This is a genomic window from Campylobacter sp. RM16704, assembly GCF_000816245.1.
Classification (GTDB): Bacteria; Campylobacterota; Campylobacteria; order Campylobacterales; family Campylobacteraceae; genus Campylobacter_D.
The window spans coordinates 1,195,415-1,210,942 of the sequence record NZ_CP007769.1 but is presented as its reverse complement, the minus strand read 5'-3'; the positions used below and the strand labels follow the sequence as shown (position 1 = coordinate 1,210,942).

Below are 15,528 nucleotides of genomic sequence, written 5' to 3'. Positions count from 1 at the left end.
CTTTTTATGTTATAATTTTAAACTTAAAAAAATATAAGGACAATTTTTGAAACTTAAAATTATATTAATAATTATGCCAATATTTTTTTTATTTTCGTGTTCAAATGATAAGGAAAATTCAACTACTGAAAATTTAAATAGCTCGAGCTTATCTCAAAGTAGTAATGTTAATTTGACTTTAAAATTTATTGATGGTAGAAAAATATTTATTAAAAGTAGTGAACAAGGCTTTAATTTTGATGATAATTCTAAGGCTAAATTGTTTGTATTTTTTACTACATGGTGTATTCCATGTAAAGTAGAAATTCCACATTTAAATAATTTACAAATGAAATATCAAGATAGGTTTGAAGTGATAGCACTTTTTTTAGAGGAAAATAAAGATCAAGAAATCATTAATTTTATACAAGAAAACAAAATGAACTTTCCAGTAGCTTTAGGAGAAAATAATTTTGTTTTTTCTAAAATTTTAAGTATCAGTGCTATTCCTACTATGGTATTATTTAATACTAGAGGGGAAAAAATAAAAGAGTATTTGGGATTAATACCTGAAGAAATGCTGGATATTGATATACAAAAAGTGATAATGTGATGTTTGGATTTTTAAAAAATAGTTTAAAGAAAACATTAGAAGGTATTCATTTAGTCAAAGCTTCAAATAAAATTGTTACAAAAGAATTGCTTGAAGAAATGCTTTTAGAAGCTGATGTAGCTTATGAAATAGTTGAAGAAATTATTTATTATCTTCCTCCAAATGATGAGATTAAAAAGACTGATTTAGAGCATGTAATGGGAACTTATTTTATATATGATAAACCACAAATTGCTAATGCAAAGCCTTTTGTTGATTTGATTTTAGGGGTAAATGGGGTTGGTAAAACTACGAGCATTGCTAAAATGGCACATTTGTATAAAGAAAGTGGCGAAAAAATAATACTTGGTGCTTGTGATACTTTTAGAGCAGGTGCTATAGAGCAACTAAAATTATGGGCACAAAAACTTGAAATAGATATTATTGCTACTTCACAAGGTCATGATCCTTCCGCAGTTGCTTATGATACTATTTCTAAAGGTTTATCTAAAAATTACGATAGGGTTATTTTGGATACAGCAGGACGTTTGCAAAATCAAAAAAATCTTGCTAATGAGCTTGAAAAAATAGTTCGTATAAGTGATAAAGCTATGCAAGGAGCTCCTCATAGAAAAATTCTTGTTCTTGATGGTACTCAGGGAGTAGCAGGAATTTTGCAAGCAAAAGCCTTTAATGAGCTTATAAAGCTAGATGGAGTGGTTATTACAAAGCTTGATGGAACTGCAAAAGGTGGAGCTTTATTTAGCATAGCAAGAGAATTGGAACTTCCTATTTTATATGTAGGAGTGGGTGAACAATTAGGTCAAATTTATGAATTTAATCCTAATGAATATGTTAAGACTTTAATTGAAGAGATTTTTGCATAATTTATGGCTAAAAAACAAATTTTATTTGAATGTCAAGCTTGTGGAAATCAGCAGAGTAAATGGCTTGGAAAATGTCCTGATTGTGGCTCCTGGGATAGTTTTATAGAATTAAAACAAGAACAGATTAAAGTTTTAAAAGAATTAAATTCTTTTTCAAGCACTCCAAGTTCTGCAGTATGTATCAATGATGTTATAGTAGAAAATTTTACTCGTATAAGCACTCAAGATAATGAACTTGATTTGGTTTTGGGTGGTGGGCTTGTAGTTGGATCTTTGGTTTTAATCGGAGGTTCTCCTGGGATTGGTAAATCTACGCTTTTGTTAAAAATTGCTTCAAATTTGGCTAAAAGTGGCAAAAAGGTACTTTATGTAAGCGGAGAAGAGAGTAAATCGCAAATCAAAATGCGTGCAGATCGTCTAAATGCAAATTGTGAGAATTTGTTTTTATTAACTGAGCTTTGTTTAGAAGATATTTTAAGCGAACTTTCTAAAAAAGATTATGAAATTTTAATCATTGATTCTATACAAACTTTATATTCTAATAAAATCACTTCAGCAGCAGGCAGTATAACTCAAGTTAGAGAAATTACTTTTGAACTTATGCGTTTTTGCAAAGCAAATAATATAAGCACTTTTATAATAGGTCATATAACAAAAGATGGAGCTATAGCAGGTCCTAGAATTTTAGAACATATGGTAGATGTGGTGCTTTATTTTGAAGGTGATACTAATAAAGAAGTGAGAATTTTAAGAGGTTTTAAAAATCGCTTTGGAAATATAAGTGAAATTGGAATTTTTGAAATGACTTCAAAGGGTTTAATTAGTGCTAAAGATATAGCTAATAGATTTTTTACAAGAGGAAAAGTAGTTAGTGGAAGTGCTTTAAGTGTAGTAATGGAAGGAAGTAGAGCTTTGGTGCTTGAAATTCAAGCTTTAGTTTGTGAAAGTGCTTATCCTAAAAGAAGTGCCACAGGATATGAAAAAAATCGTTTAGATATGTTAATAGCTTTACTTGAACGCAAGCTTGAAATTCCACTCGGAAGATATGATGTTTTTATAAATGTAAGTGGTGGGGTGAAGATAAATGAAACGGGAGCTGACCTAGCTGTGGTTGCAGCTATAATTTCTAGTTTTAAAAATAGACCTTTAAGTAAAGATAGTGTTTTTATAGGTGAGCTTAGTTTAAATGGTGAGATTAAGGAAATATTTTCACTTGATACGCGTTTAAAAGAAGCAAAAATGCAAAAATTTAAAAATGCTATAGTTCCAGTTAAACCTATGGAAGAACTCAGCTTAAAGTGCTTTATAGCAAAAGATTTAAAAGAAGTTTTGGAGTGGATGTAAAAATAAGCATTTTTTCATTAAAATATAAGCAAATTTTTTTTATAATACTGACTTTGAACATTCTGCTAAGGATTTTTAATGAAAGATTTGTTTTTATTTAGTTCTTTTATAGATTCTAGTCATACTTTCGCATATTTTTTTCATTTAGGTATAGTAGTCTTAATCTCTTTGATTTTAGCAAAACTTGCTACAAGTTCAATGCAAATTGTCCCAAGAGGTAGTCAAAATTTAGCTGAAGCTTATATGGAAGGCATTTTAAGTATGGGTAGAGATACTATGGGTAGTGATGAAGCTGCTAGAAAATACTTACCATTGGTCGCAACTATAGGTTTTATTGTATTTTTTAGTAATATTATAGGAATTATACCTGGTTTTGAAGCCCCAAGTGCTAGCTTAAATTTTAGTGCAAGTTTAGCAATTATTGTATTTGTTTATTATCATTTTGAGGGTATTAGAACTCAAGGGTTTTTTAAGTATTTTGCACATTTTATGGGGCCTGTGAAAATTCTAGCACCTTTAATGTTTCCTATAGAAATTGTTTCACATTTTTCAAGAGTTATTTCTTTATCTTTCCGTTTATTTGGTAATATCAAGGGAGATGATTTATTCTTAGCAGTTATTTTAGCTCTTGTGCCTTGGGTTGCACCATTGCCTGCTTATATGCTTTTAACTTTTATGGCATTTTTACAATCTTTTATTTTTATGATTTTAACTTATGTTTATTTAGCAGGTGCAACTGTAGTTGATGAGCATCATTGAATTTTAAAAAGCAAGAAATATTTTTTGCTTTTTCTTTTTTAAGAAACTTCTTTTATTCTTTTTTAAACTCTTTTTGAAATAAAAAACGCTAGAATAAACAAAAAAAATCAAGGAAAATTTTAATGTTTGAAGTTGTTATAGGACTTGAAGTTCATGCACAATTAAATACAAAAACAAAAATCTTTTGCTCATGTGCAACTTCTTTTGGAGAAAAATCAAATACTAATGTATGCCCAACATGTTTAGCTTTACCAGGTGCTTTGCCTGTATTAAATCAAGAAGCAGTGAAAAAAGCTATAGCATTTGGGAAAGCAGTTAATGCAACTATAAATAAAAAAAGTATTTTTAATAGAAAAAATTATTTTTATCCTGATTTACCAAAAGCTTATCAAATTTCACAATTTGACATTCCTATCGTGGAAAACGGCGAATTGTTTATTGATGTAAATGGAGAAAATAAACGCATAGGTATTACTAGAGCTCATTTAGAAGAAGATGCAGGAAAAAATATACACGAGAGTAATTTTTCAAAGGTAGATTTAAATAGAGCAGGCATACCTTTGCTTGAAATCGTTAGTGAACCTGAACTTAGAAGTTCTGATGAAGCAGTAGCTTATTTGAAAAAATTACATTCTATTATAAGATTTTTAGATATTTCAGATGCAAATATGCAAGAAGGCAGTTTTAGATGTGATGCTAATGTGAGTATTCGTCCAAAGGGTGATGATAAACTTTATACTAGAGTGGAGATTAAAAACTTGAATTCATTTCGTTTTATTCAGAGGGCAATTGAGTATGAAGTAAAACGTCAAAGTGAAGCATGGGAAGATGGAAAATACGATCAAGAAATCATACAAGAAACAAGATTGTTTGACACAGTTAATTTAGTAACTAGAAGTATGAGGGGTAAAGAAGATTCTGCTGAATATAGATATTTTCCAGATCCAGATCTTTTACCTGTGATTTTAGATGATGAAATGTTGAGTCAAGATATACCTGAGCTTCCTGATGAAAAAAAAGCTAGATTTGTTAGTGAACTAGGTATTAAAGAAAGTGATAGCGAGGTGATTGTTTCTTCATTAGAACTTTGTAGGTATTTTGAATATTTAATTGTTCAAAAATTAAATCCAAAGCTTTGTGTTACTTGGCTTACGACTGAGTTGATGGGGCTTTTAAAAGGTGAATTGACTATAGAAAATTCACCTATTAAGCAAGAAAAACTAGCTATATTAATCAAACGCATAGAAGAAGGTGTCATTAGTGCTAAAGCAGCTAAAGATATATTGGCTTATGTGTTTGAAAATACAGAAGTTGAAATTGATGAAGCTATTGATAAGCTTGGTTTAAAACAAGTAAGTGATGATAGTGCTATTGAAAAGATTATTGACGAAATTTTAGCAAATAATGAAGATAAGGTAATTGAATATAAAAGTGGTAAAGATAAGCTTTTTGGTTTCTTTGTTGGTCAAGCAATGAAGGCAGGTAAAGGTGCGTTTAATCCTGCTAAAGTGAATGAAATTTTAAAAGTAAAACTTGGTTAAAATATGAAAATAGCAGTTATCGGTGCAGGAAAATGGGGAAGCGCTTTATATGATGCATTGAGTATTAAAAATGAATGTGTGATAACTTCTTTTCACAAAAAAGATCTTTCTTATTTTGTTAGCACTAAAAAGGCTTTAGAGTATGAATATTTAGTTTTTGCTTTATACGCTCAAGGAATACATGAGTGGTTAAAAAATAATTTTAAAGACTTAAATCAAAAAATTCTTGTTGCCTCTAAGGGTATTGATTGTAAAAGCTTAAAATTTATGGATGAGGTTTTCAGCGAGTTTGTAAGTATCAATAGACTTTGTTTTTTAAGTGGCCCTTCTTTTGCAAGCGAAGTGTTAGAAAAAAAACCTTGTGCTTTGGTTATTAGTGGTAAAGATCAAGAACTTTGTAATCAATTTGCAAGTTTTTTCCCAAATTATATTAAAACCTATACAAGTTCTGATGTAAAAGGTGCTGAAATTTGTGGTGCATACAAAAATGTTTTAGCTATTGCTAGCGGAGTTTGTGATGGGCTAAAATTAGGCAATAATGCAAGAGCTTCTTTGGTTTCAAGAGGTCTAGTAGAAATGCACCGCTTTGGACAGTTTTTTAATGCTAAAGAAGAAACATTTCTAGGACTTAGTGGGGCTGGAGATTTGTTTTTAACAGCTTCAAGTAACTTATCAAGAAACTATAGAGTAGGTTTGAGTTTGGCTAGTGGCAAAAATATAAAAGATATTTTAATAGAACTTGGTGAGGTAGCTGAAGGAGTTCAAACCGCTTATGCTATACATTTTTTATCAAAACAATTTCAAATTTATACTCCGATTATTAATGAAGTGGTCTTAATGCTAGAAGGCAAAAATGCTTGGGAATCTTTGAAAGATTTGATGTCATCAAAGGAGGAAATATCATGATTATCAAAAATGCAAAAATTTATGGTGAGCAAAAGCTTGATCTTAAAATAGAAGATGGAAAAATCACTCAAATTGCTAACGATTTGAGTGATGATGAGCAGATTGTTGATATAGAAGGTAAGACATTACTTCCTTTATTCATTGATTTAAATGTTAGTTTGCTTGATAATGAATTTAGTATAGATAAATTATATGATCTAGAAAAGGTATGTTTAAAAGGTGGAGTTGGAACTATTGTTTTAAAAGATAGTTTGGAGGTTAATACTCAAGGTTATGCACTTTATTTTGATAAGTTAAAATCTTTAGATATTAATATTCTACCTACTATTAATGTATTAAATAAAGATGGAAAATTAAAAAATATTGCAACTTTAATAGATATGGGTGCTGAGGGCTTGGAACTTTCAAGTACTATAGGTGCTAATTTTTTAAGACAAAGTATGCAATATGCTAATATGAAATCAATTCCTGTGTTTTTAAAGTGTTTTGATGAAAGTTTTGATGATCATGGCGTAATGAATGATAGTAAAACTAGTTTTGAGCTTGGTCTTATAGGAATTAGTGATATAGCTGAAACTAGCGAAGTGGCAAAAATGAAGGAATTAGTTGAATTTTATAAAAATAAATCTTGCTTTAATTCTTTAGCTATTGCAAAATCATTCGAACTTTTGCAAAATCATTTCAGTGAAATTTCGATTCATCATTTAATTAAAGATGAAAGTGCTTGTGAGAATTTTAATACCCAAGCAAAAATTTTACCTCCTTTAAGATCTAAAAATGAACTTACGAATCTTAAAAAAATGCTTCAAGACAAAAAAATTACTTTTTTAACATCAATGCATACTCCTAGTACAAAAAAAGATTTAGCTTTTGATGAGGCAGATTTTGGAATTAATGCTATAGCTATGCATATGAGTTTATGTTTTACATATTTAGTAAAAGAAAGTGTTTTAACTTGGAAAGAATTATGCGATTTAGCAAGTTATAATCAAGCACAATTTTTGGGATTAAACAAAGGTAAAATAGAAATTGGATTTGATGCTGACTTTGCTGTATTTGATGAAAATCATTCTTTTAATGGAGAGGGTTTATATGTAAATAACATCTTACAAGGTAGGGTAGAAAAAAGCTTTATTGCAGGAAAAGTTTTTAGCATTTAAGCTAAAAACTTTTATTTATTTTTGCATAGCTTGTGCTACTTGAGCAGAGCTATTTCTTATTTTCTCCATACAATCTTTAGCTTCTTTTGCTAATTCAACACTATGATTTACTTCACCTAGGCCATCTCTAATACTTTGTACAACTTCAGAAGTTACATTTCTAATAGAATTAATTGTGGTAGTAATTTCATTTACAGAATGACCCGTTCTTTCTGCTAGGTTTCTTACTTCATCAGCAACAACAGCAAAGCCACGTCCATGTTCACCTGCACGTGCTGCTTCAATAGCTGCATTTAGTGCTAAAAGATTGGTTTGATCGGCTATATCACTTATAGTTTGAATAATATTTTTAATTTCTTCTGATTGTTCGTTTAAAGAAGAAACTAAATTACTACTGTTATTCATCATATCAGCAATGTTTTGTATATTTTGTACAGTATTTTCTATAACGCCATCTCCTTGTTGGGTTAAATTGTCGTTTTGTTCGGCTAACTCACTGATAAGTTTTAATTTTTCTTCATCTCTTACTATTTGATCTGTAATATCTGTAGCAAATTTAATTACTCTATAAATTTTTCCGTCATCATTTTTAACTGGATTATAACTTGCTTCTAGATATACTATTTTATTATTTTTTCCATAGCGTGTGAATTTTCCAGATTGAAATTTTCCGCTTCGTAATTCTTCCCAAAATATTGTATATTCTTTGGAATTTCTAAATTTCTCTTCACAAAACATACTATGATGTTTCCCTTTTATTTCATTTAGAGAATATCCCATAGTTTTTGTGAAATTTTCATTTGCATCTAAAATTTCTCCATAAGGATCAAATTCTATAATAGCCATGGAGCGATTTGCAGCTTCTATGGTATTTTTTAGATTAAGCATTTCATAGTGCCTTTGTGTAATATCATTTGCAAACTTAATAACTTTATACACTTCATTTTTTTGGCTAATAATTGGTAGGTAGTTAGCTTCTAAGTATATGTCCTTACCACCCTTTGCTATACGTCTAAAAAGTCCATTTCTAGACTTTCCACTTCTTAAATCCTTCCAAAAGTCAGCATATCTTTGAGACTTAACTACTTCTGGTAGACAGAACATACTATGGTGTTTTCCTTGAATTTCTTCCAAAGAATAATTCATGGTTTTCAAAAAATTTTCATTCGCAGTAATAATAGTCCCATCAATTTGAAATTCTATCATAGCCATTGTATTGCTAATGGCATTAAAAATATCTTGAAAAGACTGATTAGATTGTTCTAGTTGAATTATTTGCTCATTTACTTTTTTCTTGTTACCAAACATAGATAAGTTCCTTTATTTAAGATTGTAATCTCACAATTATAGCATATTTTTTCGAAAATCTAATTGTATTAGTTTTTTGTTAAATTATAGAATTTATCTTGCAAAGAATTCCGCACTTCTTCATTAATTTCTTCATAGCAATTGATATATTTTTCATTGACAGACTCAAGTTCTTTTAAAAAATCAAATAAAGTTTCTTCCCATAAAATATTATTTTTTTTGCTTAAATTCATTGTTTGTATGTGATTTAACTTTCTACTCATGTCGCTAAGTATTTCTAAAAATTCATCATTTTTATTTTCATCTTTTAGTTGAATTTCTTTTTGCAAAACCTTATTTTTTATTTTTCTCATTTCTTCATTAATTAAATCACAAAATTCAGGATATATGTTTGTCTTTATGGGTTCAATTAGTTTTTTCTCATCTAATTTTAAAGTGTAATTTTTAATAGCAAAAAAAAGAATTAAAAAAGCTATGGCACTAATTAAAAGATAAAAAGTCATTTATTATAATATCCTAAACAGTATAATGGTGCGGTTAGCGAGATTTGAACTCGCACACGCAAAGCGCACCACCCCCTCAAGATGGCGTGTCTACCAATTCCACCATAACCGCATATAAGCCCTTAGAAGGGCTTTTTTATTAAGCTGCTACTAATGCTTGGAATGGATTAGCATAAAGAGCGATAAGAGCAATAACAAGTGCATAAATAACTTGTGCCTCAATCATCGCTAAAGCAATAAACATAGTAGTCATTAATTTACCGCCAAGGCCAGGATTTCTAGCAGTACCTGCTATAGTTGCTGCCGCAGTATTACCCATACCAATAGCTCCACCTAAAGCCGCAACACCAAGTCCTAAACCTGCTGCTAAAATTGAAAATGAAGCTAGCCATTGATTCATAGAGCCTTCAGCTGCAAATGCAAAACCACTTAAAGCTAGCATAAAAAATACGATTTTTTTCATTATTTTTCCTTAAAATAAATTAAATCTTTTCGGCTTGCGTATCCCTACTCATGATTTATAAAAGAAAAATTATATATTAATATAGCTTTAAAATTATTGAAATTTAAATTAATAAGCGTATTTTAAAACAAATTAAAGTTTTTTTTAGCTACATTAAACGTTTTTATAATTTTACATTTTTTAAGGTTATTTTTATGAATGAAAAATTTTCTAAAATAGGTTTTATTTTAGCAGTAGCAGGTTCAGCTGTTGGGCTTGGAAACGCTTGGAAATTTCCAACTTTAGTAGGACAAAATGGCGGTTCTGCTTTTGTGCTTTTATATTTGCTTTTGACTTTAGGTGTGGGTTTTGTTATATTTTTAGCTGAGCTTAGCATAGGAAAGCTTAGTGAAAAAGATCCTGTAAATGCTTATTATACTTTAGCACCAAAACATAAAAAAGCATGGTCTATAGTTGGTTTTTCTTTAATAGGTGCTATTTTGATTGTTTCTTTTTATAGTGTGATTATAGGATGGATTGTTAAGTATGCATATTTTGGTTTTTTTCCTTTACCAAAAAATATAGAAGAAAGTGGTGCTATTTTTGGAAATTTACTTTCTAATGATGTTTTATCTCAATTTATATGTTTTACTTTTGTATTTATAGTAATTTTTTATGTAGTTTCAAAAGGTGTTAAAAGTGGTATAGAAAAACTTAATGTTTGGATGATGCCAAGTTTATTTATTTTACTTATTTTAATGCTTGGGTATTCTTTTAGTATGGATGGTTTTTCTAAGGCTAGTGAGTTTTTGTTCTCTCCAGATTTTTCTAAGCTCGGAGTAGGGGCATTTTTAAGTGCCTTAGGACTTGCTTGTTTTTCTTTGTCTATCGGGGTAGGTTCAATTATAACTTATTCAGCAAGTTTGTCCGATAGAACCAATTTTATTGCAAGTACTATTAATATTATAATTATCAACATTATCATCGGCATTATGATGGGGCTTATCGTTTTTACTTTTATTTTTGAATTTGATGGAAACCCAGCTCAACAAGGTCCTGGTTTGATTTTTGTTTCACTAATGAGTTTATTTTCAAATATAGATCCCTTGGGTTTTTTGCCTTTGGGAAATATCTTAGCTGTGGCTTTTTTTATTGCATTATTTTTTGCAGGGATTACTTCAGCAGTTTCTATGATAGAACCTTTAACTTTTTACTTAATTAATTCTTATGATTTTACAAGAAAAAAAGCACTGGTTTTTATAGCATTTATAGTTTATATTTTGGGTAGTTTGTGTATTTTATCAGGAATTGAGTGGAGTAAAGACTCTTTGGAATTTTTTGGAAAAAGCTTTTTTGATGTATTAGATTTTATTGCTTCAAATTTAATGATGCCTTTGGGAGGATTATTTGGTGCTATTTTTGTAGGTTTTGTGCTTAAAAAAGAAGCTTTACAAACTTTATTTTATCCTTATATGAAAGGTATTTATTTTGAGTGTTGGTATTTTTTTGTAAGATACATTTCACCTTTGGCGGTGATTTTAATCATGGTAAAACAATTATTTTTTTAAGGTTAAAAGATGAATGAAAAATTTTCTAAAATAGGCTTTGTTTTAGCAGTAGCAGGTTCAGCTGTTGGACTTGGAAACGCTTGGAAATTTCCAACTTTAGTGGGTAATAATGGAGGTTCTGCCTTTGTGGTGGTGTATTTGCTTTTAACACTAGGTGTGGCTTTTGTTATTTTTCTAGCTGAGCTTAGCATAGGAAAGCTTAGTGAAAAAGATCCTGTAAATGCTTATTATACTTTAGCACCAAAACATAAAAAAGCATGGTCATTGGCAGGATTTTTTATGCTAGGTGCTATTATTTTAGTGTCTTTTTATAGTGTTGTTATAGGTTGGATAGCAAAATATGCTTATTTTGGATTTTTTGAATTGCCCAAAGATACAAATGAAGCAGGCACTATTTTTGGAAATTTACTTTCTAATGATGTTTTATCTCAATTTATATGTTTTACTTTTGTATTTATAGTAATTTTTTATGTAGTTTCAAAAGGTGTTAAAAGTGGTATAGAAAAACTTAATGTTTGGATGATGCCAAGTTTATTTATTTTACTTATTTTAATGCTTGGGTATTCTTTTAGTATGGATGGTTTTTCTAAGGCTAGTGAGTTTTTGTTTGTACCTGATTTTTCAAAATTAAGTGTTAATTCTATACTAGATGCACTTGGTCTTGCATTTTTTAGTATGTCTTTAGGTGTATGTGTGATTTTAACCTATGCAGCAAGTTTGCCTGATAGAACAAATTTTATAAGTAGTGCTTTAAATATTATCATTATTAATACTATTATCGGTTTAATGATGGGACTTATTGTATTTACTTTTATATTTGAATTTGGAGCTGATCCAACTCAACAAGGACCAGGGCTTATTTTTATATCACTAACAACGCTTTTTGCAAAATTAGGATTTTTAGGAAATATTTTAGCCATAGCTTTTTTTATTGCTTTATTTTTTGCAGGGATTACTTCAGCTATTTCTATGATAGAACCTTTTACTTTTTATCTTATAAATCGTTATCAAATTTCAAGAAAAAAAGCCTTGGTTTTTGTGGGAGTGATTGTGTATTTTTTGGGAAGTTTATCTATACTTTCTTTTTATCATGTAAGTGCATCGAGTTTAAATTTCTTTGGAAAAAGCTTTTTTGATATTTTAGATTTTTTCATACAAAATTTATTAATGCCAATTTCAGCTTTAATTACAGCTTTTTTTGTAGGTTTTGTGCTTAAAAAAGAAGCTTTACAAATTTTATTTCACCCCTTTATGCGTGGGGTGTATTTTGAAATTTGGTATATCTTTTTAAGATATGTTTCACCGCTAGCAGTTATTTTAATTATGGCTAGACAGCTTTTTTTCTAAGGTATTAAAATGAATGATAAATTTTCTAAAATAGGCTTTGTTTTAGCAGTGGCAGGTGGGGCAATAGGGCTTGGCAATGCTTGGAAATTTCCAACTTTAGTGGGACAAAATGGCGGTTTTGCCTTTGTCCTTTTGTATTTGCTTTTAACTATTAGTATAGGATTTTGTGTTTTTTTAGCTGAAATTGCTATGGGAAGAATAAGCCAAAGCGATCCTGTAAATGCTTATAAAAGCTTAGCAACTAAGTATGCTCAAAAATGGAAATTTGCGGGATTTTTTATGCTTGGTGGAATTTTTGTATTATCTTTTTATCTTGTTATTATGGGTTGGGTTTTAAAATACATGATAACTTCGATTTATTATTTACCTACTAATACTCAAGAAGCAGGAGTTTTATTTGGAAATTTAATACAAAATAGTATTTTAGAAAGTAGTTTGTATTTTTTAATTGCATTTTTTCTTACCTTATTTGTCGTTTCAAGAGGTGTTAAAAGTGGTATAGAAAAACTTAATGTTTGGATTATGCCAAGTTTGTTCATTATGCTTGTGTTAATGCTAATATATTGTTTTTTTCAAGATGGTTTTAAAGAAGCTTTTGTTTATTTGTTTTATCCTGATTTTAGTAAGCTTAATTTAAATTCAGTATTGACAGCTTTAGGACTTGCATTTTTTACTTTATGTTTAGGCATAGGTTGTATTACCACTTATGCAGCCTCTTTAAAGGATGATACAAATTTAATAACAAGTTCTATAGTTATAATAATTTTAAATATATGCATAGGACTCATGATGGGTCTTATTGTGTTTACTTTTATTTTTAAATTTAATGCCAATCCAGCAGAAGGTGCCGGACTTGTATTTATATCTTTAACAACCTTATTTTCTAATTTAGGCACTATTTTTGGTCATTTTCTAGCCTTTTATTTTTTTCTAGCTTTGTTTTTTGCAGGGATTACTTCAGCAGTTTCTATGATAGAACCTTTTACTTTTTATCTTGTTAATGAGTATAAAATTTCAAGAATAAAAGCCTTGATATTTATAGGCTTTATAGTTTTTATTTTAGGAATGAGTTGTATTTTATCTTTTAGTATTAGCTATGGTGTTAGCTTTAGTTTTTTTGGTTTTAGTTTTTTTGATATCTTAGATAAATTAACCTCTAATTTTATGTTACCACTTGGAGCTATAGCAAGTGCCATTTTTGTAGGATTTTTTATAGATAAAGAAAAAATTTATAATTTATTTTCTAAGTTTATGAGTAAAAGTATTTTTGAAATATGGTATTTTTTACTCAGATTTGTTGCACCTATTGCAATTATTATCATTATGTTAAATCAAATTTTATAAATTTATTTTTTAAGAAAGTAAAGTTATAATTGCAAAGATGCAAAAATAAGGAAAAATTATGGCTAAAAAATTAATTGATGTGATGGATACTACATTTAGAGATGGTTTTCAATCTGTTTATGGTGCTAGAGTTTTAATGAATGACTTTTTTCCTGCTTTAGAAGCAGCCAAAGAAGCAGATATTAAGCATTTTGAATTTGGCGGTGGAGCTAGATTTCAAAGCTTATTTTTTTATTTAAATGAAAATGCCTTTGAGATGATGGATAAATTTAGAGCCATTGTTGGAAAAGATACAAATTTACAAACTCTTGCAAGAGGGGTTAATACTGTAGCGCTTGATACAGGTAGTAAAGAAATTATCGATTTACATGCAAAAATGTTTGCAAAGCATGGCACAACAACCATAAGAAATTTTGATGCATTAAATGATGTAAATAATTTAAAATTTAGTGGAGAATGCATAGTTAAGCATGGTTTAAAACATGAAATTACTATTACTTTAATGGATTTACCTCCAAAATGTAAAGGTGCACATGATGTGCCATTTTATGAAAGAATTTTAAAAGAAATCCTACAAGCACAAATTCCTTTTGATAGTATTTGTTTTAAAGATGCAAGTGGAACTTCAAATCCAAATAAAATTTATGAAGTAATTAAAATGGCTAGAAAAAACTTGCCAAAAAATATGCATATAAGATTACATACGCATGAAACAGCTGGTGTTAGTATAGCGTGTTATTTAGCAGCTTTAGAAGCAGGTGTTGATGGTATAGATTTAGCTGCAGCTCCTGTTAGTGGCGGTACTTCTCAGCCTGATATTTTAACTATGCTTCATGCTCTAAAGGGAAGTAATTTTGATCTTGGTTTGGATGAAGAAAAAATTTTAAAATACGAAGAAGTGCTAAAAGATTGTTTAAAAGATTATTTTTTACCACCTGAAGCTACAGCTGTAAATCCTTTAATACCTTTTTCACCTATGCCAGGTGGAGCATTAACTGCTAATACACAAATGATGAGAGATAATAATATTTTAGATAAATTTCCTCAAGTTATAAAAGCTATGCAAGAAGTGGTAGAAAAAGGTGGTTATGGTACTTCGGTTACCCCTGTATCACAATTTTATTTTCAACAAGCTTTTAATAATGTAATGTTTGGGCCTTGGAAAAAAATCGCAGATGGATATGGAAAAATGGTTTTAGGGTATTTTGGAAAAACTCCCGTTGCTCCAGATCCTGAAATAATTAAACTTGCAAGTGAACAATTAAAATTAGAACCAACTACAAAATTAGCCACAGATATCGCTGATGCAGATGAGAGCAAAAGCATAGTTTATATTAAAAATTTATTGGAAAAAGAAAATTTAGAAACAAGTGAAGAAAATATTTTTATCGTTGCAGCTTGTAAAGAAAAAGGTATAGCTTTCTTAAAAGGTGAAGCTAAGGTTAATGTTAGAAAAAATAGCAAATTAAAACCAAGTCTTATCAATGAAAATCAATTTACCATTTCAGTTAATGGCAACAAATACCATGTGGAAGTAAGTGCAGGTTTTGATAGAGATGTTAATGTTAAAAGTGCTGTAAATGTCAAAAATGATTCTATAGAGGTAAAAAAACCTCAAGTAAATGATAGTACTAATGCTATTGTAGCGAGTATGAATGCAAATGTATTTAAAATTTTAGTCAAAGAAAACGATAGTGTAAAAGAAGGTCAAGTAGTAGCTGTGCTTGAAGCAATGAAAATGGAAATTGAAATTACTGCAAGCAAAGATGGGGAAATTGCAGAACTTTTAGTTGATACTGGTGAAAGTGTAAGTGAAGGTCAAGTTTTAATGACTTATAAATAAGGAGG

General features: G+C 29.4%; 14 protein-coding genes and 1 tRNA gene. 11 read left to right on the top strand and 4 right to left on the bottom strand.

The window, feature by feature from the left end; all coding sequences use genetic code 11:
• Positions 1 to 46 precede the first annotated feature (46 nt).
• The 7 genes from CAQ16704_RS06170 (at position 47) to CAQ16704_RS06140 (ending at position 7,168) form a co-directional block, all read left to right on the top strand.
• The gene (locus CAQ16704_RS06170) at positions 47 to 592 is read left to right on the top strand and encodes a TlpA family protein disulfide reductase (RefSeq protein WP_039667363.1); all 546 of its coding nucleotides are present in this window, start codon (positions 47 to 49) and stop codon (positions 590 to 592) included.
• Positions 592 to 1,458, top strand: coding sequence for a signal recognition particle-docking protein FtsY (ftsY, locus tag CAQ16704_RS06165; RefSeq protein WP_039667362.1), 867 nt, complete (start codon positions 592 to 594; stop codon positions 1,456 to 1,458). The genes CAQ16704_RS06170 and ftsY overlap by 1 nt, the downstream gene beginning before the upstream one ends.
• Positions 1,459 to 1,461: 3 nt before the next feature.
• Complete coding sequence (radA, locus tag CAQ16704_RS06160; RefSeq protein WP_039667361.1) at positions 1,462 to 2,802, top strand: DNA repair protein RadA; 1,341 nt, start codon at positions 1,462 to 1,464, stop codon at positions 2,800 to 2,802.
• Between the two features lie 78 nt (positions 2,803 to 2,880).
• Complete coding sequence (locus CAQ16704_RS06155; protein WP_039667360.1) at positions 2,881 to 3,561, top strand: F0F1 ATP synthase subunit A; 681 nt, start codon at positions 2,881 to 2,883, stop codon at positions 3,559 to 3,561.
• Positions 3,562 to 3,683: 122 nt separating this feature from the next.
• The gene (gatB, locus tag CAQ16704_RS06150; RefSeq protein ID WP_039667359.1) at positions 3,684 to 5,102 is read left to right on the top strand and encodes an Asp-tRNA(Asn)/Glu-tRNA(Gln) amidotransferase subunit GatB; all 1,419 of its coding nucleotides are present in this window, start codon (positions 3,684 to 3,686) and stop codon (positions 5,100 to 5,102) included.
• A 3-nt stretch (positions 5,103 to 5,105) separates the two neighbouring features.
• Positions 5,106 to 6,008 carry an NAD(P)H-dependent glycerol-3-phosphate dehydrogenase gene (locus CAQ16704_RS06145; RefSeq protein WP_039667358.1) on the top strand — a complete coding sequence of 301 codons (903 nt, stop codon included), beginning with the start codon at positions 5,106 to 5,108 and terminating at the stop codon, positions 6,006 to 6,008.
• Entirely contained in the window at positions 6,005 to 7,168 is a 1,164-nt protein-coding gene (locus CAQ16704_RS06140; RefSeq protein ID WP_039667357.1) for a dihydroorotase, subgroup IIa, read from the top strand. The genes CAQ16704_RS06145 and CAQ16704_RS06140 overlap by 4 nt, the downstream gene beginning before the upstream one ends.
• A 15-nt stretch (positions 7,169 to 7,183) precedes the next feature.
• On the opposite strand, the gene cetZ is transcribed toward CAQ16704_RS06140, so the two are convergent.
• From cetZ to CAQ16704_RS06120, 4 genes are all read right to left on the bottom strand, one after another.
• Entirely contained in the window at positions 7,184 to 8,476 is a 1,293-nt protein-coding gene (cetZ, locus tag CAQ16704_RS06135; RefSeq protein ID WP_039667356.1) for an energy taxis response protein CetZ, read from the bottom strand.
• Between the two features lie 68 nt (positions 8,477 to 8,544).
• The gene (locus CAQ16704_RS06130; protein WP_039667355.1) at positions 8,545 to 8,979 is read right to left on the bottom strand and encodes a hypothetical protein; all 435 of its coding nucleotides are present in this window, start codon (positions 8,977 to 8,979) and stop codon (positions 8,545 to 8,547) included.
• A 26-nt stretch (positions 8,980 to 9,005) separates the two neighbouring features.
• Positions 9,006 to 9,091, bottom strand: a tRNA-Leu gene (locus tag CAQ16704_RS06125).
• 27 nt (positions 9,092 to 9,118) lie between these two features.
• Entirely contained in the window at positions 9,119 to 9,442 is a 324-nt protein-coding gene (locus tag CAQ16704_RS06120) for a F0F1 ATP synthase subunit C (RefSeq protein WP_039667354.1), read from the bottom strand.
• Between the two features lie 194 nt (positions 9,443 to 9,636).
• Between CAQ16704_RS06120 and CAQ16704_RS06115 the strand changes: the two genes are divergently transcribed.
• From CAQ16704_RS06115 to CAQ16704_RS06100, 4 genes are read left to right on the top strand one after another with little or no spacing between them, the layout of a single operon-like run.
• Positions 9,637 to 10,989 carry a sodium-dependent transporter gene (locus tag CAQ16704_RS06115; RefSeq protein WP_039667353.1) on the top strand — a complete coding sequence of 451 codons (1,353 nt, stop codon included), beginning with the start codon at positions 9,637 to 9,639 and terminating at the stop codon, positions 10,987 to 10,989.
• A 9-nt stretch (positions 10,990 to 10,998) separates the two neighbouring features.
• Complete coding sequence (locus CAQ16704_RS06110; RefSeq protein WP_039667352.1) at positions 10,999 to 12,336, top strand: sodium-dependent transporter; 1,338 nt, start codon at positions 10,999 to 11,001, stop codon at positions 12,334 to 12,336.
• A 9-nt stretch (positions 12,337 to 12,345) separates the two neighbouring features.
• Positions 12,346 to 13,680 carry a sodium-dependent transporter gene (locus tag CAQ16704_RS06105; RefSeq protein WP_039667351.1) on the top strand — a complete coding sequence of 445 codons (1,335 nt, stop codon included), beginning with the start codon at positions 12,346 to 12,348 and terminating at the stop codon, positions 13,678 to 13,680.
• A 58-nt stretch (positions 13,681 to 13,738) separates the two neighbouring features.
• Positions 13,739 to 15,523: a pyruvate carboxylase subunit B gene (locus CAQ16704_RS06100; protein WP_039667350.1), complete on the top strand. Its 1,785-nt coding sequence runs from the start codon at positions 13,739 to 13,741 to the stop codon at positions 15,521 to 15,523.
• Positions 15,524 to 15,528 lie beyond the last annotated feature (5 nt).

Bases quoted from the DNA above. Each gene is read 5' to 3' on its own strand.
- CAQ16704_RS06145 (WP_039667358.1), top strand. From the start codon at position 5,106: ATGAAAATAGCAGTTATCGGTGCAGGAAAATGGGGAAGCGCTTTATAT.
- cetZ (WP_039667356.1), bottom strand. From the start codon at position 8,476: ATGTTTGGTAACAAGAAAAAAGTAAATGAGCAAATAATTCAACTAGAA.
- CAQ16704_RS06140 (WP_039667357.1), top strand. From the start codon at position 6,005: ATGATTATCAAAAATGCAAAAATTTATGGTGAGCAAAAGCTTGATCTT.
- CAQ16704_RS06105 (WP_039667351.1), top strand. From the start codon at position 12,346: ATGAATGATAAATTTTCTAAAATAGGCTTTGTTTTAGCAGTGGCAGGT.
- CAQ16704_RS06100 (WP_039667350.1), top strand. From the start codon at position 13,739: ATGGCTAAAAAATTAATTGATGTGATGGATACTACATTTAGAGATGGT.
- CAQ16704_RS06120 (WP_039667354.1), bottom strand. From the start codon at position 9,442: ATGAAAAAAATCGTATTTTTTATGCTAGCTTTAAGTGGTTTTGCATTT.
- CAQ16704_RS06110 (WP_039667352.1), top strand. From the start codon at position 10,999: ATGAATGAAAAATTTTCTAAAATAGGCTTTGTTTTAGCAGTAGCAGGT.
- CAQ16704_RS06115 (WP_039667353.1), top strand. From the start codon at position 9,637: ATGAATGAAAAATTTTCTAAAATAGGTTTTATTTTAGCAGTAGCAGGT.
- gatB (WP_039667359.1), top strand. From the start codon at position 3,684: ATGTTTGAAGTTGTTATAGGACTTGAAGTTCATGCACAATTAAATACA.
- radA (WP_039667361.1), top strand. From the start codon at position 1,462: ATGGCTAAAAAACAAATTTTATTTGAATGTCAAGCTTGTGGAAATCAG.
- ftsY (WP_039667362.1), top strand. From the start codon at position 592: ATGTTTGGATTTTTAAAAAATAGTTTAAAGAAAACATTAGAAGGTATT.
- CAQ16704_RS06130 (WP_039667355.1), bottom strand. From the start codon at position 8,979: ATGACTTTTTATCTTTTAATTAGTGCCATAGCTTTTTTAATTCTTTTT.
- CAQ16704_RS06155 (WP_039667360.1), top strand. From the start codon at position 2,881: ATGAAAGATTTGTTTTTATTTAGTTCTTTTATAGATTCTAGTCATACT.